This window comes from Flavobacterium salmonis (genome assembly GCF_903819435.1).
GTDB classification, from domain to species: Bacteria; Bacteroidota; Bacteroidia; order Flavobacteriales; family Flavobacteriaceae; genus Flavobacterium; species Flavobacterium chungangense.
In genome coordinates this window covers 57,510-84,136 of sequence record NZ_CAIJDP010000062.1, presented here as the reverse complement: position 1 = coordinate 84,136, position 26,627 = coordinate 57,510, and the positions used below count along the sequence as shown (strand labels likewise).

Here is a 26,627-nt window from a genome sequence, read left to right as displayed (position 1 = left end):
AATCCTTACTTTTATTAACCCTGATTAGGCGCCTGAGGAAATAAATTTTTCAGAATAATCAACATCATTCCAATGACATTCACTGATGAAGTAGTCAGTAAAGTTATCAGTACATTTTCTGAAAGATTCAGTTCCAACAGATTGTGATTGAAATATAAAATGGAGATAACAGCTGCAAGCCACAGAAAAATAATGAACGAAAAAATATAAGTAAGATATCTTCTTAGCATTGTATCTTCTAAAAACCTTCCCACTTTTGCATTTCCCAGTCTATCTTCCAGAATTTGGTTTTGAATGCGGGCATTATCAATATCAACAGGTCTGACTGCAGCAGTATTTTCAATAGAAATATTGCTTAAATTGAGTAAAGACATCTTAAGTAGAAATTGGTTTTAAATTATTGTAATGCTCAAAAATATCATCATCAGAAATAACCGCATTAGAATCCTTACGATATACTTTTTGCCATGGTGTCCCTTCAATATGGGTCAGAGCACTCAAATATATTCCATCAAATCTTCCATAAACGTCCCAGATTTTATCTAAAAACTTTTCATCTTCACTTCTGATTTTTTCGTTTTTAGTAGCATTCGGAATTTTTTCAGTAATTTTTTCTTTCTTATACTGTTTGATACTATAATACAATGAAGGGAAAACCGGCCCAAAATCCCAGGCAATCGGGTTTTCATCAATTAGCCTTTCTTTTTTATCTGTCAGGGCCAAATACCAGCCATAGGCAATATAAGTAAGCTTGATTATTTTCATAGGAGTAAGATTCCCTGTTTTGGAATATTTATCTATGAAATAATTAGCGACTGTTGTTGGGTTATAAGACATAATTATAGAATATTATTTATCAAAGTTAGCTAAAATTAGATTGCTTTACAATTATGGGTTGTATTGTTTTGCTAATCAGAATAGTTATTAAAAAAAATAGAGGCAGTTAATTAGCTACCTCTATTATTCTTACCAGTTTATCTCTAATTTCTGTCCTTTTTTTAATGTGATATTTTGTTTTTTATCTCCACTGATTAAAGTTGTTTTTCCTCCATTTTTAGAAGAAACTGAAATTTTACTTACTGTTTTATTACTCCATTCCATTTCAATTTCGAATCCTCCCCGCGCGCAAAGCCCTTTTACAGAACCGGTTTCCCAGACATCTGGAAGAGCAGGAAGTAATCGGATTTCGTTTTCATCAGACTGAACCAGCATTTCGGCTACTGCTGCGGCACCTCCAAAATTCCCATCAATCTGAAATGGCGGATGGGCATCAAACAAATTAGGATATGTTCCTCCACCTCTCCTCGGATTTTCTGTTTTCTTCCCATCAGGATCAACGTAACGAAGTAATTCACGATACATTTTATAAGCTCTGTTTCCGTCAAGAAGCCTGGCCCATAGATTAATACGCCATCCTTTTGACCAACCTGTGGTTTCATCACCTTTTATTTCTAAAGTTGTTCTGGCAGCATTGGCTAACTCAGGTGTTGTTAAAGGCGAAATATGATTCCCCGGAAACAATCCAAATAAATGAGATTGATGACGGTGTTTCGGTTCCTGATCTTTCCAGTCAAAATACCATTCTTGTAAATTTCCGGCTTTACCAATTTGGTAAGGATATAATTTTGAAAGTGCCTTTTCAAGTTTTATTCTAAATTCTGCATCTGTTTTTAAAACTTTAGAAGCTTCAATTGCATTAGAGAAACACTGTCTAATCATGGCTAAATCAGCAGCACCGCCATACAAAGTAGCACCCACATAACCGCTCGGGGTAATGTACAGGTTTTCGGGAGAAGTAGACGGAGAAGTAACTAAATAACCATTTTTATCTTCAACTAACCATTCTAAACAAAATTGTGCTGCTCCACGCATTAAATCATAACCTTGATTTTTAAGATAATTTAAATCCTGAGAAAACATATAATGTTCCCAAATATGTGTACTCAACCAGGCACCTCCCATATTCCAGCAAGCCCAGTTAGGATCTCCGCCACCAAAATTTCCAACAGGATTACTCATCGCCCAGATATCAGAATTATGAGCCACCGCCCAGCCATCCACTCCATAAAATGTTTTTGCTGTTATTTTACCGGTTTCAGAAATGTTTTTTATAAAACTCAAAAGAGGCTGGTGTAGCTCAGAAAGATTTGTGTTTTCAGCTAGCCAGTAATTCTCTTCAACATTGATATTTGTGGTATAATTACTACTCCAGGGCGGACGCATATAAGGATTCCATATACCTTGTAAATTAGCAGGGATACCTAATGTCCTAGAACTACTTATTAGTAAATATCGTCCGTATTGAAAATACAGAGTCTCTAAATTTTTATCTTCTTCACCATCTGAATAACGCAATAAACGCTCGTCAGTGGGCAAATTAGGGGCAGTGGTCTTTCCTAAGTCTAAACGCACACGTTTAAATAATTTTTGGTAATCTGAAATATGAGCTTCTTTTAATGACTTATACGATTTAGAAATAGCTTTCGACATATTTTCTGCTGCAATTGCCTTATTATCTAAACCTTCTGTACTAGGATTTTTATCAAAACCATTAAAACTTGTAGCTATAGAAACAAAAATCAAAGCTTCAGTTGCATTTTTTACTCCAATTTTATTCTCGTCAGTAATAATTGTACCACCTGTATTTTTAATTTGAACTAAGCTTGTAAAACGAGTCCCTCTATTTTCATCAAATAGAATGGGATTATCACTTTTAACATAACTTGGCTCAGCATGATACGGCGCATAACCATTAATTTTTAATTGATTTTTACTCGCATCCGTTTTAAATTTCAATAAACTTTCAAAATCTATTAAAAAATTCAGGTTGTTCTTTTTACCAGATGTTATCTTAATAACCATGATTTGATCAGGGGCTGAAACAAAATACTCACGAGTATATTTTACATTGTCAATTTCATAACTAATTTTGGAAACCGCATTATTTATATCTAATTCCCTATAATAATTAGTGGCTTTAGTATCTTCTTTAAAATGCGAAATATGCAATGTGCCAAGTGGCGAAAAAGACTGAGAATAAGAGCCTTCTAATTTTTTATTTAATTCATCCGCCAACTTATAGTCTTCATTCTTCAATGCTGCCCTAATAGCCGGTACATTTTTATAGGCCTCGGGATTCATATTCCTATTTACTGGTTCTCCCGACCAAAGCGAAATGTCATTTAGATAAATTTTGTCTGAACTGACTCCGCCGAAAACGGTAGCCCCCATCTTTCCGTTTCCTAAAACCAGTGTTTCTTCAAAAAATTCGGCTGGCTGATTGTACCATAAAACATGGCTCGACTGGGCCGTCATTTTTGCATAGAAAAAAGTAAAAAGTACAATAAAAAAAGCTTTTTTTATGATGTTTAAATTCATGTATTCCATTTTAAATGTGCCGTTCCGATGGAACCTATTATGATTACCATTTTTACGGATAAAAATCCGTTCCTACAATATTAATCATTCCTGCTGAATTTTATATTTCAACTGATAATTAATTTTCATTGGAAAGTAAAACTGACTGCAGAGTATGATGATTATGAAGGATAAATTGGGGCATATATCCTGACAGGCGCATTTTAATTTATGTGACCAAACCTTCACGTTAACTGTTTATCGTCAGAAACAAGAATAAGCTAAATCTGCATGGTCTCTTTAGACCTTTTAGTTCTAATTAATTTAGCTAAAACTATAAACCAATCAATTAATAACGTAGTTCAGGTTTTCAGGGAAACGAAACAGGGAGATGCATAATAAAATTGTTCTTTCATCTGAGGTCTTATTTGCTGATTTTATATTTTTCATTGGCCGTAATCATTTCCCAATTGTCGGTTCTAAAGGGCGAAGCCGGAAATTTTTCTTTATTGTAAAGATTGATATTCGTATCATCATCCGCCCATCCATAACGAACTGCTAGGGGATTTGAAACCTCAGTACTTGAAACGATAATTTTGTTGTCTTTGATTATTGCTTTCGCAGAATAAAAAACTTTGTCGGCACCGGAGATTTCGAAACCTTTTAATTCGGAATTATTTGGTTTTGATAATCCGCCTCCTATGTTTTCGAAAGTCACAATAATCTGATTCTCTTTTATTTCCTGAGATTTATAAGTAGGACCGCTAAAAACTTGCTTTTTACCGTAAACATTATTCAGTGCAATTGCTGCCAATCGAAGTCCCACATCTTGTTTGTTGGTTGGGTGAATGTCTTTTGCGTTTCCGATATCTGTAGTAACGGCCATTCCGGTATTGGGTACTTTTAAAGTTTCCGATTGTGCTTCGCGAAGTTCTGCCCAACGGCTTCCTTTTTTACTATTCCCTCCAAATTCATCAAAAGTTGACAACTGTACATAGTAAAAAGGAAAATTGCCCTGATTCCATTTTGTTCTCCAGTCCTGAATCATTAACGGAAATGCTTTTTTGTATTGATTTGCTCTCCAGACATTCGCTTCACCCTGATACCATAAAACCCCCTGAATCGCATACGGAACCAGCGGATTTACCATAGCATTGTATAATAATGAAGGGTAACTGTTTGGCGAAACGGATATTTTTACCTGAACAACATTGAATTTCCAGAATCCTTCGAGAGGTAAATTACTGTCCTTAAATTGAATTTTCAAATCAGCAGGATCTCCGTAAATTCCGCCGCCGCCACTGTAATCTGTAATCCTGACTGCGATTACGTTTGTTCCTTCTTTTAAGACATTTGCCGGAATTTTGTAAATTCTTTGCTTGTCCCAAATATTGTTAGTCCCAATCTGGATTCCGTTTACGAAAGTCTGATCTTCATCATCGACTTTTGCCAGATGCAAAACGGCTTCACTTTTGGCTTGTTCAGCAGTTAAAACAATCATTTTTCGCATCCATACAATTCCGTCGATATTGCCTATTTGCTGATTTTCCCAAAGTGAAGGGACTTTTATTTCGGGCCAATTTTTATCATCAAAACCGAATTCCTTAAATTGGTTTTCATTTTCCATGGAAACATCAAAACCCTGAACTTTTTTGAGATTTTGCAAAATGGATTTCTTATAGCTTTCGGAAATAGCATCCATATCAACAGTTGGAACTTCGGCAATTATCGATTTGAATTCATCACTATTTTGAAATGCTTTGTGGCTTGTCCAGGTTTCTACATTGGTTCCGCCCCATGATGTATTGATAATTCCGATTGGAATTTTTAATTCGGTATATAACTTTTTAGCAAAAAAGAAACCTGCTGCCGTAAAATCGCGAATATTTTCTTTGTTCGAAACTGTCCATTTTCCTGCTTTTAAATCTTCTTTTGGAGTTTCGCTTAAATCCTGATTCACAACAAACTGACGAATCATCGGATAATTAGTCTGATTCTTTTGAGTTTCAAAATCAGGCAATTTATACATCTGGAATTCCATGTTGGATTGTCCGCTGCAAATCCAGACTTCGCCCACCAAAATATCTTTAATAGTAATTTTATTTTTTCCTGTAATGGATAATTCAAAAGGACCTCCGGCTTTTTCTGCAGCTAGTTTAACCATCCATTTTCCGTTTGTATCAGCCTGTATGGTTTTGGTTTGTTTGTTAAAATGAATCGTTACTTTTTCGTTGGCATCTGCCCAGCCCCAAACCGGAATTTCCTTATTGCGCTGCAGCACCATTCCGTCAGAAAACAACAAAGGCATTCTGACATTGGCGCTTGCAAACAAAGAAAAAAACAATATAAAGGTTACTATGTTTTTTTTCATTTTGATTTTTTATAAATCAGATTCTACTTTAAACCATCCATTAAAGCATTGAGTGCTTTAGTGTCAAAAACGGTATTGTTCGTTCTGTTGATTATTCCAAAACCATTATTTGTCATGCTTCCTTCATCCCAGTAAAAAGGTACTAAACCATTAGCCTTTGCCTGTTGCACTACATATTTTAAATAATAAGCACGTGATGCCAAATGTTTCGTTAGATTATCTCCGGTTAATGAAGAACGTCTAATGGCACCAAATTCTCCTAAAATTACCGGAATTCCTTTGTCTACGAACTGTGTTTTCATTAGTTTAAAATCGGCTGATACTGCAGATTCCTCTCCCCAGGTTGCATTTCTGCCGGTATCGGTTGTAGATTTAAATCCATTTCCCCAATAATAAAACATTTTTCCCCAACTTTCATCCTGAGTCAAACCAGCAAATTGCCATGGCGCATAATAATGTACTTCTACCATCATTCGACCTGCTAATTTATCTGTAGGTAAAGAAGTCATTAATTGGTTTGTTTTTGTAATATCTGTTCCCGGTCCCTGAATGATTAAGGTTCTGTAAGCATTTTTTCCTCCTGTAGAACGCACCGCATCAATAAAAGTCTGATGATAAGATTTAAGTACGGCCATTTGTTCTGCATTGTCTACATTTGGTTCGTTAGCACTTGCAAAAAGTAATAATCCGTTGAAATCTCTAAGACTGGTAGCAATTTGCTCCCAGAATGCTTTTTGTTTTTCGTTGTTTTCTGCTTGTTTTGCTACTGTAATGTTGTTCTCCAGCCATCCGCCGTCCCAATGCACGTTTACAATACAATACATTCCGTTATCATTACAATATTTTACCACTTCCTTAACCCTGTTCATCCAATCTGATTTTATTTGAGCAGTTGTCGAATTAGCCAAATATTGGTTCCAGGAACATGGAATCCTTACAGCATTAAACCCTTTCGCTTTTACTAAATCTATTAATGCTTTGGTCACTTTTGGGTTTCCCCAAGCCGTTTCACCGCCGGTAGCTTCCATCGTATTACCGATATTCCAGCCTATTTTAATTTTTGAAGCAATAGTTTTGGCATCGCTCCCCATGCCTGAAGCATCAGCCGGTAATGGATTTGTATTATAATTTGGTAATTTTGAAGTTGAAACTGATACAGCTGAATTCGTTTCTGCAGTATTTTTTTGCTCAGGAACATCATTACTACAGGAAAGATTTGCTAATAACCCCAAACACAATAAAAATGTAATTTGGCAATTCATAAATGTTTTTTTCATGATATTTAATTTTTTCGTTAAATGAATAAGTTAAAGTATAATATTTTTTTATTAAAGGAGTAAAAGCCATTATTTCAAATCTGAAAGAAAAAGAAATAATGGCTTAAAAAAATCTGATGTAAAAAATAATCTTTAAAATTGATAAAAGAAATCTACAGTTAATTAGTCATTAGTTTTGTAAATAACTGTAGAGCTTTTAATAATTTTTTATTTCAACCCGTCCTGTAAGGCTGTTAATGCCTGTGAATCGTATACGGTATTATTGCTTCTGTCAAATAAAGACATTGTGTTTACTCCCAGATTTCCTGCATCCCAGTAAAAAGGAACTAAACCATTTGCTTTTGATTGTTTAACAACATATTTATAAAAAGCTGCTCTTGATTTTAGATGTAAGGTTAACGCATCACCGGTTAAATTACGTCTGATTGCTCCAAATTCGCCTAAGATTACAGGAATTCCTTTGTCTACAAATTGTGTTTTCATCATTAAGAAAAATTTGTCCACATCAGCTTCCTCCCCCCAGGTTGGATTGTGTGAAGTATCCGTAATGGAATGGTTTCCTGCTCCCCAATAATAAAACATTTTACCCCATTCAGCATCTTCGGTCATCAGGGTAAACTGATACGGATAAAAGTGAACCTCAGCCATCATACGGTTTGCAGCTGGATCTGTAGGTAATGATGTCATCAATTCGTTTGTTTTTTCAATATCTGTCAAGGGTCCCTGAATAATTAAATTACGATACGCATTTTTCCCTCCTGTTGAACGAACAGCATCAATAAAAGTCTGATGATAAGACTTAAGTACAGTCATTCCTGTGGCATTCGTAACATCCGGTTCATTAGCACTTGCAAAAAGTAAATGCTCATCAAATCCGCGTAGGTGTGTTGCAATTTGCTCCCAAAAAGCTTTTTGTTTAGCGTTGTTTTCTAATTGCTTGGCTTCGGTAACATTTCTTTCCAGCCATCCGCCATCCCAGTGGATGTTTACAATTACATACATATCATTATCAACACAATACTGAACAACTTCTTTAACTCTGTCCAGCCATATTGTATTAATTTTTGCTGTTGTAGCATTAGCATATTGATTCCATGAACACGGAATTCTAATAGCATTAAAACCGTTTGCTTTAACCAGATCGATTAGTGCTTTTGTAACTTTTGGATTTCCCCAGGCCGTTTCACTTCCAGTCGCTTCTAAAGTGTTTCCGATATTCCAGCCCAATTTCATTTTAGCGGCCAATTGTACAGCAGTACTGCTCATACCTGTAGCATCTGCTGCAATTGGATTCGTATTATAGCTCGGATATAAACCTGTCTTTCCTGCTTGCGAAACGGTTATTTTTACCGAAGCTACTTCGCTGGAACTGATAGTAACATCTGCCGTTCTTGTTACAGAACTGGTGTTTTCTAAAACAGAAATCGTAACTGTTGTTCTGCCCGCTACACCCGTAGCTGGAGAAAATTTTATCCAGGTTGCATCTGATGTACTTACTGACCATCCTGTGCTGTTTGTGGCAACAATTACATCTGCACTGTTAGCTTTACTGTCAAGCTCAACTTTATTGACATTTACGGTCAGGGTTTTTACTATTGGATCTGTTTCCTCCGAAGTTTCCTTATCGGAACTACAGGCGAGGATACCCAAAAAAGATAAACACAAAATCGTGTTTAATAAGTACATTTTTATTATTTTTTTCATTGTTAATTTGGTTGTTTAAGTTAATAAAGTGGCGGTTATTTGAATTTTTATTTAATGTTTACTATAATTTCTTTTTTGATGTCTCTTGAAGAATTCCCCAGACTCAGTGTATATTTTCCCGGTTCTACTATCCATTTCTTTGAAGCGACATCATAGTAGGCAAGTTCCTTAACCGGAACCTGAATCGTTACCGGTTGAGAACTGCCGGCTTTTACAAATACTTTTCTGAATCCTTTTAATTCTTTTGCAGCTCGCGTTACTTTTGAATCAGATTTTGAAGCATATAACTGAACAACTTCTTTTCCATCTGTCTTACCCGTATTTTTAACATTAATTGAAACAGAAATCGTTTCACCTGAAGCATATAGTGTTTTATTTGCTTTAGCATTTTCAAAAGCAAAACGGGTATATGATAATCCGTATCCAAAAGGATATAACGGTTCAATTTTTTTAGTATCAAACCAACGATATCCTACTAGAATCCCTTCAGCGTAATTTACTGCTTTGTCACCTGGAAAACTGTTTGTTGCATGTGCAGGAGAGTCCATAAGATTTTTAGGCATTGTCCATGGTAATTTTCCTGATGGATTTACTTTCCCCAACAGTACATCAGCCAAAGCATTTCCACCTTCAGAACCATTAAACCAACTCCAGACTAAAGCTGAAGTTTTGTTGCTTACTTCATTAATATCAAAAGGAGCTCCGGCAATCATAACCACAATGGTTTTAGGATTAACGGCTAATACTTTTTTGATTAATTCTTCTTGTCCGAATGGTAAGTGTAAATCTCTTCGGTCTGAAGCTTCAGTTTCATAATCACGGTTTGAACCTGCGAATATGATAGCTACATCTGAATTTTTAGCTGCTTCTATTGCTTCTTGTAATTTAGACGGATCTAACTGATCTATTGTTACAGGACCAGTCGATGTAAGATTCCCTAAATTACCTTTGTTTTTTTCTTCGTAACGCTCTAAGTATCCTTCGGCGTAATTAATTTTTATCGATGAAGGCAATCTGTTCTGTAATCCTTCAAGAGGGGTAACTTCTCTTTTGGTTTTTACACCGGCTCCAAATCCGCCTAATGCATTTTTCTTGGTTGCATTGTTTCCAATTACCGCAACAGATTTAACCCCGTCTAATTTTAGAGGCAATGCATTATTTTCATTTTTCAGTAAGACAATTGCTTCCGCTGCTATTTTATAAGCGTCCTGATAATGTGCTTCGGTTGCAATGCTTGCTTTAGCACGGTTTTTCCCATCTATCGCTTTTACCTGAAACAGGGTTCGTAAAATACGTTTTACATGCAGATTAATTTCTGTTTCTGAAACTTCTCCTGATTTAACTGCTGCGATTAATTTATCGGCCAGGAAAAATTCGTTGAATGGTTTTGGTGTTCCCATTTCGATATCTAAACCGTTCTTTAAAGCTTTTCCTGTTGAATGTACCGCTGCCCAATCTGAAACTACAACACCTTTAAATCCCCATTCATCACGAAGTATTTTATTGAGCATATAATCATTCTCACATAAATATTCACCTCTGAATTTATTGTAAGCCCCCATTATACTATAGACTTTTCCTTCTTTTACAGAAGCTTCAAAGGCAGGAAGATAGATTTCGCGCAAAGTACGCTCGTCAATTTGCACATCTACAAAATCACGATTGGTTTCCTGATTATTGGCTGCGTAATGTTTTACACACGCCATAACATCATTTTCCTGTAAACCAACAATCAAAGGCACCGCAATTTTTTTATTTAGAAATGGGTCTTCAGACATGTATTCATATGTTCTTCCTCCCAGTGGTGTTCTCACAATATTAATTGCAGGCGAAAGCAGCATGTCTTTATCTCTTGCACGTAATTCTTCTCCCAAACTGGTTCCGAATTTGTGCGCCATCTCTACATTCCACGTAGCAGCCAATCCTCCTCCCGCCGGGTAATAGGTTGCAAAATCATTGGTTAAACCTGCCGGAGACCAATTGTCTCTTGAAATTTCTTCACGAACTCCTAACGGGCCATCTGCCATTTTTAGTTCCGGAATCCCCAAACGCTTTACACCGCCGGACGTGAACATACTATTGCCATGCAGCATCCCGATTTTTTCCTCAAGTGTCATTTGAGAAATTAACTTATCAATTTTCGCATCAAATCCTGTCCGTATTTCTTTACCTGTATATGCTTTTTGAGCAACACCTGAATTTTGTGCGTAATTTTTACCGGAAGTAAAAACCACAAAAGCCATGAATGCTGACAGTTGTAAAATTTTGTTTTTCATAGATCATTTTCGTTAATAGATTTAAAATCCCATTCTCACTAAAATTTTAAAATCGTGGTGTTTAAATTTTATTATTGGTTTATTTTATGTTCATTGTTCTAATTATAGTTTTATCAGATTAAACAAGACAACGTCATTCTCATTTATCTTGAAATCCTTACTATAAGTTCCTGTTGTATTTATCGTTACTTTTTCTGTTGCGATTACATCTCCATTATTTTTTTCTTTTAGCGAAATAACCTGTTGTTTGGTTAACTGCGTCGGTTTGCCCATCGCCAAATAATCTGCATAAGCATCATTTGATTTATAACCTACTTTGTAGATTTCCAGAATGTATTTCCCTTTTTGCAGTCCTTCAATTTCAATTTTTACTTTTCCTTTTTCTTTTGAAGGCAAATCTTTGACGTAATAAGTCTGATTCCAAACTTTGTCACCCGGATGTGTATTGGTAAAATCCCAAAATAAAAGCTGAAAATCTCCTTTTGCATTTTTAGCTGCCCATGAAGCTTTATCCGTATTTTGAAGTTCTGTTTCTCCTAATTTGTTTAATAATAAATAAGAGAAGTAGGCCGGTTTTTTAATCCCCTGTGTATTTAGCAAACCAAAACCTCCGTGAAAAGGTGTAAATCTAGGGCCTGCTTCTTCAAAAATATCCGTAAAAACCCAGTACGACATTGAGTTCGCCGCATTGCCAACCTGTTTTAATTTCTGTAAAATATACGCTGCCGAATGGTAGCTGTCGTGAATAGGGTCTGACGGTGTATAAGATGAACTCCATTCTGTGTAATGTAATTCCAGATTTGGTTTAACCGAATTGGTGATCTGCTTACGCGAATTGATGACATCTCCGCTAATGCTGTTTACGTCTGGACTCAAAACAGTTCCGGAGGTTCCAAATTCGTCCAGATAACCCTGATTTACTCCATAAGTATGTGTCGAAATAAAATCCAGCGGAACATTATTTTTAGCCGCAAATTCAATTGTCTCCGGAACCCACCCAGCACCGGCTGTTGCCGGACCGCCTACTTTATAATCTTTATTTACATCTTTGATACCCCTGGCTGCATAATCGTATAATTTAAAATATTCTGCCTGTGTACCTGTCCAGAAACCGGGCGTTAGATTCGGTTCATTCCAAACTTCAAAATACCAGGTCTTTACTTCTTCGACTCCGTATCTTTCTGTAAAATGTGCTGTTAGATTCCGAATCAAATCTTCCCATTTTTTATAATCTTTTGGAGGTGTCACATTTCCTTTCCACCAGAAAATCGTTTCACTTCCGCTTGCCAGTGCGTTAGGCATAAAACCCAATTCAACAAAAGGTTTCATTTTAAGACTCACGATAAAATCAAACAAAACATCTACATATTGATAGTTGTATTCCGGATTTCCTTTTGAATCTTCTCGGTAAACCGCCATGTCATCAGACAATAAACCATGAAAACGAATGTATTTAAAATCACATTCTTTTTTTGCCATTGCCAATTGCTGCTGCCAATCTGCACGTAATCCTTCATTTGCTCTTCCGGCACCAATACATTCTTTGAACATGGTGTTTATTTTTCCCGAAGATTTGTTGAAATCTACTTTTATGGTTCGGTCTTGTCCAAACAAATGGATTGAACTAATAAGAACCGCTATTATAAGAAGCTTTTTCATCTAAAAATATTTTAATTCTGAATGTTAGACCCACTGCTGTGCGTCTCTAGCTGTGTATCTATAACGAAAAAAATGAATTGATTACAACTTTTTAAATCTCACCACACCTCCTCCAGCTCCTCCTAAATTTAATTTCAGCGAGTCTGTAGATTTTACTGTTTTCTTCGAAATTGCTACTGCTTCCGGATTGTGTTTTTGATCTGTTCCTTCAGCATCAACATAAATCTGTGCTTCGTAAGTTGCATTTGGATCTAAAAATGATAATGAAACATTTACGTTTCTTGGATTTTCATTTGTTAAAGTTCCTAAATACCAGTCGGCACTGTTTCTGTCTTTTCTTGCTGTGGTAATGTATTCCCCAATTTTACCTTCTATGATTTTGGTATCTTCCCAATCTGTCGGAACCTCTTTTAGGAATTGCAACGCTGGTTTTCCTTCGTAATTTTCAGGAAGATCGGCTAGCATTTGAATTGGAGAATAAAGTACTACATACAATGCCAATTGCTGCCCCACCGTTCCCTGAATTCTTTTTCCCGGATAACCTTGTTTTACCTCAACATCGAAAATTCCAGGTGTAAAATCCATTGGTCCGGAAAGTAATCTTGTAAACGGAATAATGCTTAAGTGATTTGGCGGATTTCCTTCACTCCAGGCATTGTATTCCTGACCTCTTGCCGCTTCTCTTGAAACCATGTTTGGAAAAGTTCTGCGTTCTCCGGTATCTTTAATTGATTCATGATATAAAACCGCTAAATCGTATTGTGCTGCTTTTTCTAAAACATATCTAAAATAGTTCACTCCAAATTGTCCGAAGTGCATTTGCTTCATATTTAATTTAGAACCTACATGACCAATTTTTACGGTGTGGATTCCTAATTTTTTGTACAAAGCAAAACCTTCGTCAACTTCTTTTAAATAGTTAATTAAATTTGAACCTGTTTCGTGATATCCGATTAATTCTATGTTCTTTTTCTTTCCGTATTCAACCACCTTTTCAAGGTCGAAATTATCGGCATTTTTTGTGAAGCTGAACATGTGCATACGGTTTTCGTACCAGCCCGGCGTCCAGCCTTTGTTCCAGCCTTCTATTAGTAAATGATTAAAACCTTCTTTTGCTGTAAAATCAATGTATTCTTCAGCATGTTTTGTCGTTGCGCCTTGTTTGTCGCTTTCCCAGAACGTATATTTCCCAATATGCATTCCCCACCAGATTCCTAAATATTTATAAGGTTTGAAATAACTGTTTATATTTTTTAATTTATTTGGTTCGTTTAAGTTTAAAACCAAATACGAGGTAATTAATTCTCCAGGATTTTCTCCAATCTGAATTGTTCTCCATGAGGAAGTGAACGTATCTTTTACACGAACTTTAATTCCGTCAGGCCAAGGCACTAAATCTGATTTTAGTTCTGTTCCTTTATTATTCACCAACGTCATACTGGCAAAATCGATCAAATTTGCTTCGTGAAAACTTAAAGCCAATCCGCTTTTGCTTTCGATAGTAAGCGGTGTTAAGACAGTATCCAATTTACTGACCGGCGCCACTTCAAACAAATATTCGTCACGGTTTTCTCTGTTAGCCGGAATCCACCATGCTTTTCCGTCTTCTTTCAGGTTGAAAGTGGTTTTTTCATCCGTGATGAAAATACTGTCTTTTACATTTTGTTTTGGATACACATATCTAAAAGCCACTCCATCATCAAAAGCACGGAATTGAATTTGCAGTTTTCTTTTGTTTCCTGTTTTTTGCTGTAAATCGACTACAAGCTGATTATAGTGGTTTCTGATGTTTTTCTTTTCTCCCCAAACCTGTTCCCAGGTTTCATCAAACGTAGATGTTTTTGCTCCTTTAATTTCGAAGTTAGCACTTAAGTCTTCGTTTCCTTTCAGTACAAATCCCATTTCAGATGGAGAAATCACTTCTGTTTTTCCGTGAGAAACGGCATATTTCGGAGCATTTTTTACCAGCTCAAATTTGATTTTGTTTTTTCCGTTTGGCGATGCCAGTTCGTAAGCATTTTTATTTTTCTGACTATATCCAAAAGTTATTGAAAGTAGTACAGCGGGAAGGAAAAGGTATTTTTTCATGGTATTTTATTTAATCTTTTATAAATAAATCGGGTGACGCAGATTTCACCCGATTTATAAAACTAACTCTAACAAAACCTATTTTAGCCACTCGGTTTTAAAAGTGGTTTTTCCGTTTAAGGTATTTGGTGTTATATCAAAAGCATTTCCTTTTTTAGTAACTGTAATTTCCTGAACAGTATCTCCATCTGGTAAAAATACTTGGGCTTTCGCCGAAGTGGTTTTGTCACTTGCGAATACTTTCAGAGTCAATTTGCTCCAATCCATATCTTTTGTTGATTGTGCCAGTGCAATATGTGGAATAGCTGCACCGTCTCTAACCAAAACTACAATTGGTACTTCGCCTGCTTTAATTTTGTGCCATCCACCTTCATATACTTTTTTGGTCTGGTAATCAATCCATGTCCCTGCTGGAAGGTAAACGTCTCTTTCTCCAACTTCTTCAAAAAGAGGCGCAACCAGCATACTTGATCCGAATAAATATTCATTGTCAACCAACCATGCTCCCGGGTCATTTGGATATTCTACGAACAAAGCGCGCATCATTGGCAATCCTTTTTGAGAACTTTCTTTTGCCTGAGCGTAGATATAGGGCATTAATTCGTAACGCATATTATCTGCTTTTCTAAATCCTTCCAGAAAATCTTTACTGTATAACCAAGGTTCGCGAGGAGGTTCACCGTGGCTTCTTACATGTGAAGTAAACATTCCGAAGGGTGCCCATCTTCTGTATAAATTTTCAGGAGATTTTGTTGCAAATCCTCCCACATCATGACTCCAGAAACTAAAACCGGAAAGACCTAATGAAAGTCCGCCACGTAATTCTGCCGACATGGCACCGTTTGTTGTTTCAGCATCACCACCCCAATGCAAAGGATAACGCTGACTTCCTGCCCAAGTACTTCTCGCCCAGATTAAAGTGTATCCTTTTTCTTTCTGTGTGATTTCGGCGACAGCCTTATTATAACGTAACGGATATAAATTGTGTTCGTAGAAACCTGTTCTTCCTGAATGATAAATTCCGTCCGGCGGAGCGGCTTCTCCAAAATCTACTTTGAAAACCGAAACACCTTCATCAAATAATTTTTTCAATTTTCCCTGATACCATGAAATAGTTTCCGGATTTGAGAAATCCAATACAGCATCTTCATACGGAAGATTTCCTTTACGGTCTTTTACTGCCAGATTTTTGTCCATGATTTCATTGAACAATGTGTTTTTTGGAGTGAAATAAGGCAATTGCCAAAGGCATACATGAAAACCATCGTCTTTTAAATCAGACATCATTTTTGTAGCATCCGGAAAACGGGATTTTGCAAACTCGTAATTGTTTCTCCAGTCTACATCAAACCAGCCGGTATCAAAGTGAATAACATCGGTTGGAATTTTATATTTACGTAAGTCTTGAGCAACTTGACGTCCTTCTTTTTCTGAGAAATAAGTGATTCGGCTCATCCAGAAACCAAACGACCAAAGTGGCGGCATAGCAGCTTTTCCGGTCAAATCGGTGTATTGATCTAAAATATCTTTTGGTTCGCCGATGAAGAAAAACAAATCAGCTTCGTCATCGCCAATATACATTTCGTTGGCACTTCCAAAGTATTTTCCAAAATCAACTGTAATGGGTGTTGAATGATGCATGAAAACTCCGTAACCACGGCTGCTCATATAAAAAGGAACCGGTTTGTACATCGTTTCATTTTGGATTCCATTCGCATCATCTGTCCATAAAACTACTTTTTGACCGCGTTTGTTGAACTGCGTGAAAGATTCTCCACAACCAAATATTTTTTCATCAGGTTCTAAACTGAACGCTGCGCCCATACTTCTGGAATAATCGCTGTTTCTGCGAACATAAGAAAACGGAAGTGTCGGTGTATAGGTATTTTTAAAATCGGTATCGTGAAGCGTGCTGGTCAGCAGTTTTCCTTTTTCATCGTAAATTTTAACGTGCCATGGTTTTGTCAAAATTTCGACAACTCCATGTTTGCTGGTGTATTTGTGACCGCCTTCGATTTTAGAATATTTCCATAATTCAGGATGATTAGGCGCAACGCCGTCAATCAGCATCAAAGATTCTTTTTGCGGGTGAAACTGTGGACCAGAAGTCGTTTTGATACGAATTGTTCTGTCTGAAACAAACTGAATTTCGAACGGCAAAACCGGAGAAACCTCATATTCTGTTGTCGGGAATTCATTTGGTTTTTCTGTATCAGGTTTCATCATCATGTTGTTGAAAGCCTGACGCGTTTTGTAGTTGTATCTCAAATATTTTATCGTTCCTTTTCCAGTTGCAGGATCAAAAGAGGCCAATTCATCCGCAAAATAAAAGGTATTCAGATAATTCTGAAAATCTTTGCTGATATCTATTGGTGCATTTAGTACGTCTGCGTTCTGAATTTGAGCTGATGCTTTTGGCGTCAGAACACATCCAAACATAAAGGCCGAAAACAATGCGGTTAGTTGTAAGTTTTTCATTGGTTAATAATTCTAGATGTTAGTTTTCCTGCGAGGTTTTGAAAACCTCGTAGGTTTTTATTTATTTGAAACTTATAATTTATACCTACAAGGTTTTAAAAACCTTGCAGGAGTGGTGACTCGTTATTCAGTTGTAATTACAATTGTGGCTTTTTTTAATCCATTCGCTTTAGCGGTCAGTTCCAGTCTTCCCGATTTATCTCCAGACTGAACAATGACCAGACATTTTCCGGCTAAAGCAGTATGTTTTGTTCCTTTATAAGATTCATGACTAACCGGATCACCACTACAAACGCCTACGATTTTTCCGTTTCCTTTTAATGAAAAATGGATTTCGTTATTGGCATTTGAAGCCAGAGTTCTATTCGCATCCAAAATATCAACGTTTACAAATGACAAATCATTTTTATCTGCTTTGATGGTGCTTCTGTCGGCAGTTAATTTTAATTGCGAAGGATTTCCGGCAGTTTTGATTTCTTTTTCTAAAACCACTTTTCCACCTTTACGGGAAACTGCTTTAAGCGTTCCTGCTTCGAATGGTATTCTCCACATTACATGTAAATCATCTCCTTTTTTGCTTCTTTTTCCAACTGATTTTCCGTTTACAAAAAGTTCTACCTCATCAGCATTATTGTAGTAGGCCCAAACGTCAACAGTTTGTCCGGCTTTCCAGTTCCAATGTGGGAAAATGTGAAGAACCGTTTTGTTAGTCCATTCGCTTTGGTACATATAATACACGTCTTTCGGAAAACCGGCTAAATCTACAATTCCGAAATACGAACTTACCGATGGCCATTCGTACGGAGTTGGCTCTCCGATGTAATCGAAACCTGTCCAAACATACATTCCGGCTAAGAAATCATGTTTTTTTATAATTTTCCAGGTTGCTTCATGCGTAGATCCCCAAGGCGTTTGCACCTGATCGTAAGCTGAAACGGTATTTCCCGGATTTCCTCCTTCAAATTTTTTATCCCAGCTAACCGGCCATTTTTTGATGGTATCTGAAACCGCATCATAATATCCTCTTGTCTGTAAACCTGAAGTTGTTTCTGTTGCAATGAAAGGTGTATTTGGAAAGTTTTTTTGATGATGTTCGAAAGTCTGATGCGCATAATTGTATCCTATCAAATCTAAAACACCAGATCCGGCAAGCGGATTAATCGAAACATTCTTTTTCTCGAATTGCAAAGTCATTGCATCAATATTCATATTTACCGGCGGATTCATTCCTGCTGTAAGCGGTCGTGTTTTATCATTTAAACGTACTATTGCTGCTAATTCCTTCGCAATTTCAATTCCGGTTTCGTTCCATTGTTCCGGAATTTCGTTTCCGATACTCCACATAAAAATACTTGGATGGTTACGGTCGCGAAGCAATTGATCGATTAAATCTTGTTTGTGCCACTTGTCCCAATCATTCGCATAATCGTATTTGGTTTTGTTTTGTTTCCACATATCAAAAGCTTCATCCATCACGATGAACCCCATTTTATCGCAAAGATCGAGGAGTTCGGGTGCAGGTGGGTTGTGTGACGTTCTAATTCCGTTCACCCCCATTTCTTTCAAAATCTCTAACTGACGTTCAATTGCGCGCGTATTAATTGCAGCACCCAACGGCCCTAAATCATGGTGCATACAAACTCCTTTTATTTTGACTTGTTTTCCATTCAAAATAAAACCTTGGTTCAGATCGAATTTAAAATCTCTGATTCCGAAATTGGTTTTGTATTCATCAATGATTTTATCATCAAACGAAATTTCGGTAACTGCTGTGTACAGTTCAGGTTTTTGATCTGACCATAATGCAGGATTTGCAACTTCAGCCGATTGCTTTACAATTTGATTTCCGTTTGCACTGATTGTTATATCTTGAGTAACCGATGTTACTTTGGTATCTTCTTTAAAAATAGTTGTCGTTAATTTTACCTTTTTACCTTCTTTATATTGATTTTTAATCGTTGTTTCAATATTTACTGAAGCTTTTTCAGACGTAACTTTTGGAGTTGTAATGTAAGTTCCCCATTGTCCAACGCGAAGTTTGTCTGTTGTTTCGATCCACACATTTCTAAAAATTCCTGAACCCGAATACCAACGTGAATTGGGTTGTTTTGAATTGTCAACCTTAACAATTATTTCGTTGTTTTTGTCTCCGTAATTTAAGTATGGAGTCATTTCATATTGAAAACCAATATATCCGTTTGGACGTTTTCCTAAAAAATGTCCGTTTACCCAGACTTGGCTGTTTCTGTAAACACCGTCAAAAGTGATTGAAGTTATTTTTGTGCTGTCTTCTGCAGCGACTTTAAATATTTTTTTGTACCAGCCTAAACCTCCGGTAAGCGATCCGCCTCCATATCCGGCCGGGCTTTTTTCATCAAATTTTCCTTCGATGCTCCAGTCGTGAGGAACATCTAAAGTTCTCCATTTTGTAGAAGTTCCTATAGTATCTTTATCAACAAGGCTGTCATTTAGATGAAAACTCCAATCTGAATTAAAAGAGACTTTTCGGTTTTCAAAATCAGTATTTTTCTTATTACAGCTACAAACTGTAAAAAGTCCCAAAATTGTAAATGTCTTTAAAAAATTCAAATATTTCATCTTTCTTTAGATTAGTTCAAATAAATTTACCGATAATTATTTCAACTAATTACTGGAGGGTAAATTATTATTTTTCATGTATTTATTCTTGTACTTTTTAATCTTAAACTGATTTGATTTTGTCAAAAAAAGCAACAAATAATAAGACATCCCTAAACACTCTCTTTCAAAAAAATAGTACATAAGATTGTATTTAGAGATGACTTTATTATTTTAAAAAGTGGTTTTAGATGATTAATTACTTAATACAAAGTGGAAAACCATATACTCACTTTTCACCTCATCACGTTTTCCAAACCAAATGTCAGTAACTACATTACCAGTTTTTGCTGTTTTAACAATTTTCCATTGGTTTTTTGCAGTAGTAGATACACTTGCCCAGGAATTGCCTATCGCAAATGAAGGATTTATTCCGCCAAAAGTGATAATATTTGTTCCATCAGTACTTGTTGTATAAGTCCCTGAAGTTGTAGTACCATCGCTCTTTACGGTTTTAACAGTTCCATCATCAGAAAAAGAGATTTTATTTTTCACTACAGTTGCCTGATCTGCTGCTGTAAATGCTGCCCAGTCCGGATAATCAGCTACAGTATTCCAAGGATTTAAAAATGCTCCTGTTAAATCTGTCCAGTTAAAAGGGCTGTCTTTGCTTAAGGCCCATGTCTTAGTGGTTGTAGTTGTAGTTGATAATAAATCATCGACACTTCCACCATTTAAATCAATTGCCGGGTTTGGATCCGGAACATCTTTCGGTACCCAGTTATCGCTATAGTCTTTTGAGATAAAATTAAAAACCAATGTTGCAGCACCATCACAACTTCCTTTTCTTAAAACACCAACTTGTAATGTGTTTTCTGTTAGTGACATAATTTTCATAGAGTGCCAATTATCCACACAATTTTCATTTTCATTGGTATGTAAAATGGTAGCATTAGAGGTAGTTAACGTTTTTGCATCAGCATCTAAAAAAAACGTACCTGATTCCTGACCATAACCTGGCATCATTTTGTGATCTGTTTTTAAAAATGGACCACCTTCCAAACTAAATGTCATGCTTCCGTAATCACCTTTAGCTGCAATCCATGTGTTTCCTTTCCATTCCGGAAGCCAATTCCAACAACTAGCACCATAACATCCATTATCTCCACCTTCCAGCCATCCGTTATCTGCACCATAAAAGTACATTGGACCAATAAAATATTTCGAAACCCCATCTGCATTTAAATCCAAAAGCCAGGTTTTAGATTTTCCAACGCCACCTGTAAGTAAATTCCAAAGTGGGTCGTTTACATAATTTAAATTATCCTGAGTAACGGTCACAGTATAGGGATCCAACTCTACAATACCACCACCTGTTACTGCTATAATTTTTATAGTATAATTTCCTTTAAAGGCATATTTTACCGTTTCAGTAGCTTTGTTTGATTTTCCTGTAACGTAATCCCAGGTCAGCACAACTCCAGGAGTTTTATTAGTTAATTTTACAGTATTCCCTCCCGGATCTACTGCAAAATCCTGTGTAATTTCATAATTAATATCCGACTTATCAGTCACAGCATCTAACGAATAGGTATCTGGTGAACAAGATGACATTAGGAGTACCAGCGTCAAAAATGTTGTAATTACTATTTTAATATTTTTCATTTTCTTTAGTTTTTAGTTAAAATTACCAGCCGGCATTTTGTTTTAAAACATTTCCTGACAATGTAATCTGCGTATTAGGAATTTGAGATAATCCTTTTGTTTCCTGAATTTTAGCAGCCGATATTGTTTTTGTTGTGGCAACTCCACCGCTTAACAAAGTTGTATTTCCTGCAATTTTTGACGAAGCTATACCAATTCCCTGACGTAATAAATCCCAATATCTTACACCTTCAAGAGCAAATTCTAAACGTCTTTCTTCCATGATATTTTCTTGAGTTGGGGGTAATGAAGCAAAGTTTGCTTTGTACGCTCTTTGTCTCACCTGGTCAAAATAAGACTGAGCGCTCCCGCTTCCTAATTCTGCTGCCATTAATAAAACATCAGCGTATCTTAATACCACATAATCCTGAAACTGGCTGATATCCCAAAACTGGCTACCTAAAACAATAGGAAGTTCTTTTCCGTCCTTATCAATCATTGGACAGTATTTTTTATTGTAGTAACCTGTATATTCTCTTTGACTGTTTATTTTGTTGAACGCTATATCTTCTTCTTCAATTCCAATTATAGTTGCTCCGCGTCTAGTATCATTTGCAGCGTAATCATCCCATAATTTTGAGTTTACCGTTACTCCCCATCCATGCGCATAAGGGTAAGATGAAAACTCTCTCATTCCAAACATTACTAACCAGGCGTTACCATCCGTATTTCCATTATAATCACTGGTGTAAGTGTATTTTATAGAAAAAACAAACTCTTTATTACTCTCACCCGCATATTTTTCAACCGAAGCGGCTGGCCATAAAGTAGAAAAATCACTAACTAAACCATGACCACTAGACGAAATAACATCTTCCAAATGTCCTAAAGCCTGTGCTTTGGTTACTACTCCTGCTAAATCAGTTTTTCCGTAATATCCGGTATAATATAAATACACACGGCCTAATAAAGATTTTGCGGCCCATTTTGTAATTCTTCCATTAGGTACAGAATTGTATGCCGCTGTTGGTAAATTGTTTGCTGCAAAAACTAAATCTTCAGCTATTACTTTATAAACTTCTTCAGGAGTTGCCTGTGGGATATTCTCTTCAGAAGGTGCTGTTAATAGTGGTATATTCCCCCACAAACGTACCATTTCAAAATACAAATAAGCTCTGATAAATTTAGTTTCAGATTCATAGGTATTTCTTAAAGCAGTATCTCCTTTCCATTCAATCTGATCCATTTTAGACAGAAAGAGATTGCATCGTAGAACTCCTTTATAATAATTTTTCCAGTTTTCATTTAGAAGATCCACGTCTGCTGGGGAACGACTTTTATCAAATTCGTCTATTAATGCATAATTGTACCCATCTGAAGCACCGGTTCCTCCAAAACAATCATCCGACATCACTTCACTTATTACAGGAACACCCAATCCGGAAGCACCCGTAGCTACCTGTAAACCATCATAACAACCAACTAATGCACTGTAAGCATCCTCAGTAGTTTTGTAAAAATTTGTATCCGTTTGATTTATCAATGGTTCTGTTTCTAAACTACAAGAACCCAGAGACAATAAACTCAAACAGAAAATATATAAATAGGTATTTTTCATTGTTTTATTTATTAAAGTTTAACATTTAAACCCAACATATAGGTTCTTGGTCTTGGATAGTATCCTACATCTACTCCTGATGAAAATTTTTGATCATCATTTGAAGAACCAAATCCAATCTCAGGATCCATACCGTTGTATTTCGTAAACGTGTAAAGATTTAGTACTGAAAAGTAAAGTCTGAACTGACTTGCGAAGAATGTTTTAGATTTATTCATTTTTGCTAAATCAAATCCTAATGTAACCGTATTAATTCTTAAGAAATCACCATTTTGAACATACAAATCAGAAAATTGTGTAAAGTTTCTATTGTCTTCCGTTACCCTTGGCACTGAGTTCGAAGAACCCTCGCCATGCCAACGGTTTAAAATAGCAGATGTATAGTTTCCGAAAGCTCCTGATTGATTTCTATACGATTGTACAATTTGGTTTCCGGCAACACCATTTGCCATCACTGAAAAGTCAAAAGCTTTATAATTAGCAGATAAAGAGAAACCAAAAGTAAAGTCCGGATTAGGATTTCCGATACTGGTTTTATCAGAGGCATCAATTTTATCATCTCCGTTCACGTTTTGATAAATAATATCCCCCGGAGCTGCACTTGGCTGTAATACTACACCACTCGCCGATTTATAATTATTAATTTGTTCCTGGTTCTGGAAAACGCCTCCTGTTTTATAACCCCAGAAATAACCCAATGGAAATCCGTTTTCTGCTCTGTAAAATTCACCTGCATTGTCATACAGTTCATTACTCAATCCATGAATTATACCATCATTACTTGGTATCTTACCAACAGTATTTTTATTATAAGCACCGTTTGCACTCACACTATAATTGAAATCGCCAATTTTGTTTTGATAATTCAAACTCAATTCTACCCCTTTGTTTACTACATCACCACCGTTAATATAAGCTGGCTCTGCTCCTAATGTTGCAAAAACAGGTGCTAAAATTAACCAGTCCTTATTTGTTTTTTGATAAACATCAAAAGTCACACTTAAGGCATTGCTTAAAAATCTGGCATCTAAACCAAGGTTTATCTGCTCTGAGGTTTCCCATTTTGCATCAGGATTTGCAACTCTGTACGGATAAGTTCCTGGTGTAAGAGAGCCTTCTTTATCTCCGAAAATATAGTTTGTATTTTTGGATCTCATTTCGGCTAAATATTGGAATGACCTAATACTCTGATTACCAACCTGACCCCAGCTCGCTCTTACTTTAAGGAAATTTATAGCTTGTGAATCTTTTAAAAATGCTTCATTTGAAGCAACCCAACCGGCAGATACTGATGGAAAATATCCCCATTGATTTCCTTGAGCAAATTTTGACGAACCATCTGCCCTAAGAGTTCCATTGAAGAAATAGGTATCTTTATAATTATAGTTTGCTCTTCCAAAATAAGACATCAGTCTATTTTCTTCTTTTTTACCTTTAATGGTTATTTTTGTTCCGTCCTTATTAGTCGTAGTATCTATCCAGGCATGTTCTAAATCATTAAAAACAGAATCTGCATTGTTTGCTTCTACAGAAGTTTCTGCGTAATTAATATAAGATGTTCCTGCCATGGCTTCAAAATGATGATTTTCGGCAACATTAAATTTATAGCCTAATAAATTATCCCAGGTAATACTTCTGTTTTTACTCATATTTTGGTTCACTGTATCATAATTATTATTTGCATAAATTGATAAGTGATATACAGGCTTGTAAGAATGGCCTTCGGACACATAATAATCAAGTCCTAAAGTTGTTTTAAATGTTAGGTTTTTTATTGGTTCAACCTGTAAATAAACATTCCCTAATAACTTTTGATTATTACTTTCGTTTTGATTGTTATAATCCATAAGCGCATAAGGATTTGCTACACCTGACAGCCATAGTTCGGTACTCTTTGTAGTATCAAAATAATTACCATCGGCATCATACATTGGTAATAATGGAGTGGTCTGAAATGCACTTCTTAAAGAATTATTGTATTGGTTTCCAACTCCAATACCGTTTTTATCTACATAAGCAAAACTTAAATTCTGTCCCAAAATAAGCACATCTTTATACAGTTTGTGTTCTGAATTAAATCTGAAATTGTAGCGATCATAATTTGATAAGTCTTTACCTCCAACAATTCCTTCCTGCCCCAGATAAGATAATGAAGTAGAATAAACAGAAGTATCAGAACCTCCCGAAGCACCAAATGAAAAGTTTTTAGTAGCTGCATTATCCGTGAGCATTTTATCCATCCAGTTGGTGCCTTTTCCTAATCCGGCAATCTGGTCGTTAGTGAAATAAGGATTTTTACCGGAGTTTACAGCAGCTTCATTTAAAATAACAGCATATTCTTTAGCATCTAACAAATCAACTTTTCTGGCTACAGACTGTACGCCATAATACTGATCAAAAGTAATTTTTCCCGGAGAACCTCTTTTTCCCTTTTTGGTTGTTACCAAAACGACTCCGTTCGCAGCTTGTGATCCATAAATAGCAGACGAAGCGGCATCTTTTAAAACCGAAATTGACTCAATATCAGAGTTGTTTAGATAGGTAATATCTCCGGTAAGTATGCCATCTACCACATAAAGCGGGTTGCTGCCTCCAGTAGTCCCCAAACCTCTGATAACCACATTCATTTTTTCTCCCGGCTGTCCGGAAGTAGATGTAATTTGAAGTCCGGCTGCCTGCCCTTGCAGTCCCTGGAGTGCATTTATAGTATTTGTTTTAGCCAGACTTTCACCAGAAACCTGCGTAATAGCAGTCATTACGGCTGTTCTTTTTTGAGTACCATAACCAATAACAACAACTTCTTTAAGATCTGCCGCTTCGGTTTGTAAGGTTACATTAATTGTTTTTTGAGTTCCAACCGTGACACGCTGTGTTTTAAATCCCATAAAACTGATTGCAATGACATCACCTGTTTTTGCTTCCAACCTGAAATTTCCATCAAAATCTGTAGAGGTTCCTCTTTTTGTTCCTTCAATTGTTACACTAGCACCGGGAATTCCCATACCATCGTCTGCCGATTTTACATTTCCGATTACAAATTGGGATTGCTCTTGTGCAAAACCCGACTGCATCGTAAGTACGCTAAGCAACAGCATCAGGTAAAACTGGAGCATTGTTGGTTTAATACAATAATTGCTTTTCATAATAATTAATAATTTGGTTAAATTTTGTTGTTAGTTGTTTTTAATCTGATTAATGAATCTTCTAAATAATTTGTTCCACTATTTTTAGTCTGCCTCTAAGCAATGAAGTTCTCCGCTTGCACGTTCTGTTTTACGTCAATGGACCGAAATTTTATATTCTTAATTTAAATCTGTTGTAACAATTAATTCTTAGGCAGAATTTTTTTTGATATGGTATCTAAATGATGTTTTCATGAGACTTTCCGAATTACTTCCTGTAAAAAAATTTGAGGTTTAATTAATAGTTTTTTGTTACCAGCTTACTTATAGTCAAAAAGAATTTATCTTATGGTTAATTTGACTACAAGTGTAGCGCAATTTTTCTATATTAACAAAAAATTAGCATCATTTTTTTACTATTAAGATAATTTTGAAGTTATTTTTATTGAATAACCA

Annotated in this window: 14 protein-coding genes; all 14 read right to left on the bottom strand. The window is 36.1% G+C overall.

All coding sequences use genetic code 11. The annotated features are described in order from the left end of the window. Positions 1 to 14 precede the first annotated feature (14 nt). The 14 genes from FLACHUCJ7_RS07700 to FLACHUCJ7_RS07635 all read right to left on the bottom strand — a co-directional run bounded on the left by FLACHUCJ7_RS07700 (position 15) and on the right by FLACHUCJ7_RS07635 (position 26,192). Complete coding sequence (locus FLACHUCJ7_RS07700; RefSeq protein WP_031455056.1) at positions 15 to 374, bottom strand: hypothetical protein; 360 nt, start codon at positions 372 to 374, stop codon at positions 15 to 17. Position 375: 1 nt separating this feature from the next. Then, entirely contained in the window at positions 376 to 837 is a 462-nt protein-coding gene (locus FLACHUCJ7_RS07695) for a Panacea domain-containing protein (RefSeq protein WP_078229055.1), read from the bottom strand. A 129-nt stretch (positions 838 to 966) separates the two neighbouring features. Then, a complete protein-coding gene (locus FLACHUCJ7_RS07690; RefSeq protein WP_180908499.1) occupies positions 967 to 3,378 on the bottom strand; it encodes a glycoside hydrolase family 95 protein in 2,412 nt (803 codons plus the stop codon). Positions 3,379 to 3,781: 403 nt separating this feature from the next. Beyond that, positions 3,782 to 5,728 carry a sialate O-acetylesterase gene (locus FLACHUCJ7_RS07685; RefSeq protein WP_180908498.1) on the bottom strand — a complete coding sequence of 649 codons (1,947 nt, stop codon included), beginning with the start codon at positions 5,726 to 5,728 and terminating at the stop codon, positions 3,782 to 3,784. Between the two features lie 23 nt (positions 5,729 to 5,751). Next, complete coding sequence (locus FLACHUCJ7_RS07680; protein WP_219634076.1) at positions 5,752 to 7,005, bottom strand: glycoside hydrolase family 5 protein; 1,254 nt, start codon at positions 7,003 to 7,005, stop codon at positions 5,752 to 5,754. A 207-nt stretch (positions 7,006 to 7,212) separates the two neighbouring features. After that, a complete protein-coding gene (locus FLACHUCJ7_RS07675) occupies positions 7,213 to 8,709 on the bottom strand; it encodes a cellulase family glycosylhydrolase (protein ID WP_180908497.1) in 1,497 nt (498 codons plus the stop codon). 47 nt (positions 8,710 to 8,756) lie between these two features. Next, positions 8,757 to 10,985 carry a glycoside hydrolase family 3 C-terminal domain-containing protein gene (locus tag FLACHUCJ7_RS07670; RefSeq protein ID WP_180908496.1) on the bottom strand — a complete coding sequence of 743 codons (2,229 nt, stop codon included), beginning with the start codon at positions 10,983 to 10,985 and terminating at the stop codon, positions 8,757 to 8,759. A gap of 102 nt (positions 10,986 to 11,087) precedes the next feature. Then, entirely contained in the window at positions 11,088 to 12,644 is a 1,557-nt protein-coding gene (locus FLACHUCJ7_RS07665) for a GH39 family glycosyl hydrolase (protein WP_180908495.1), read from the bottom strand. A gap of 81 nt (positions 12,645 to 12,725) precedes the next feature. Then, positions 12,726 to 14,732, bottom strand: coding sequence for a glycoside hydrolase family 97 protein (locus tag FLACHUCJ7_RS07660; RefSeq protein ID WP_180908494.1), 2,007 nt, complete (start codon positions 14,730 to 14,732; stop codon positions 12,726 to 12,728). A gap of 78 nt (positions 14,733 to 14,810) precedes the next feature. Next, positions 14,811 to 17,210, bottom strand: coding sequence for a glycoside hydrolase family 31 protein (locus FLACHUCJ7_RS07655; protein WP_180908493.1), 2,400 nt, complete (start codon positions 17,208 to 17,210; stop codon positions 14,811 to 14,813). Between the two features lie 123 nt (positions 17,211 to 17,333). Further along, entirely contained in the window at positions 17,334 to 19,808 is a 2,475-nt protein-coding gene (locus FLACHUCJ7_RS07650; RefSeq protein ID WP_180908492.1) for a glycoside hydrolase family 2 TIM barrel-domain containing protein, read from the bottom strand. 234 nt (positions 19,809 to 20,042) lie between these two features. After that, entirely contained in the window at positions 20,043 to 21,452 is a 1,410-nt protein-coding gene (locus FLACHUCJ7_RS07645; protein ID WP_078229046.1) for a hypothetical protein, read from the bottom strand. 22 nt (positions 21,453 to 21,474) lie between these two features. Continuing rightward, the gene (locus tag FLACHUCJ7_RS07640) at positions 21,475 to 23,049 is read right to left on the bottom strand and encodes a RagB/SusD family nutrient uptake outer membrane protein (protein ID WP_180908491.1); all 1,575 of its coding nucleotides are present in this window, start codon (positions 23,047 to 23,049) and stop codon (positions 21,475 to 21,477) included. Between the two features lie 11 nt (positions 23,050 to 23,060). Next, positions 23,061 to 26,192, bottom strand: coding sequence for a SusC/RagA family TonB-linked outer membrane protein (locus tag FLACHUCJ7_RS07635; RefSeq protein WP_180908490.1), 3,132 nt, complete (start codon positions 26,190 to 26,192; stop codon positions 23,061 to 23,063). Positions 26,193 to 26,627: the final 435 nt, after the last annotated feature.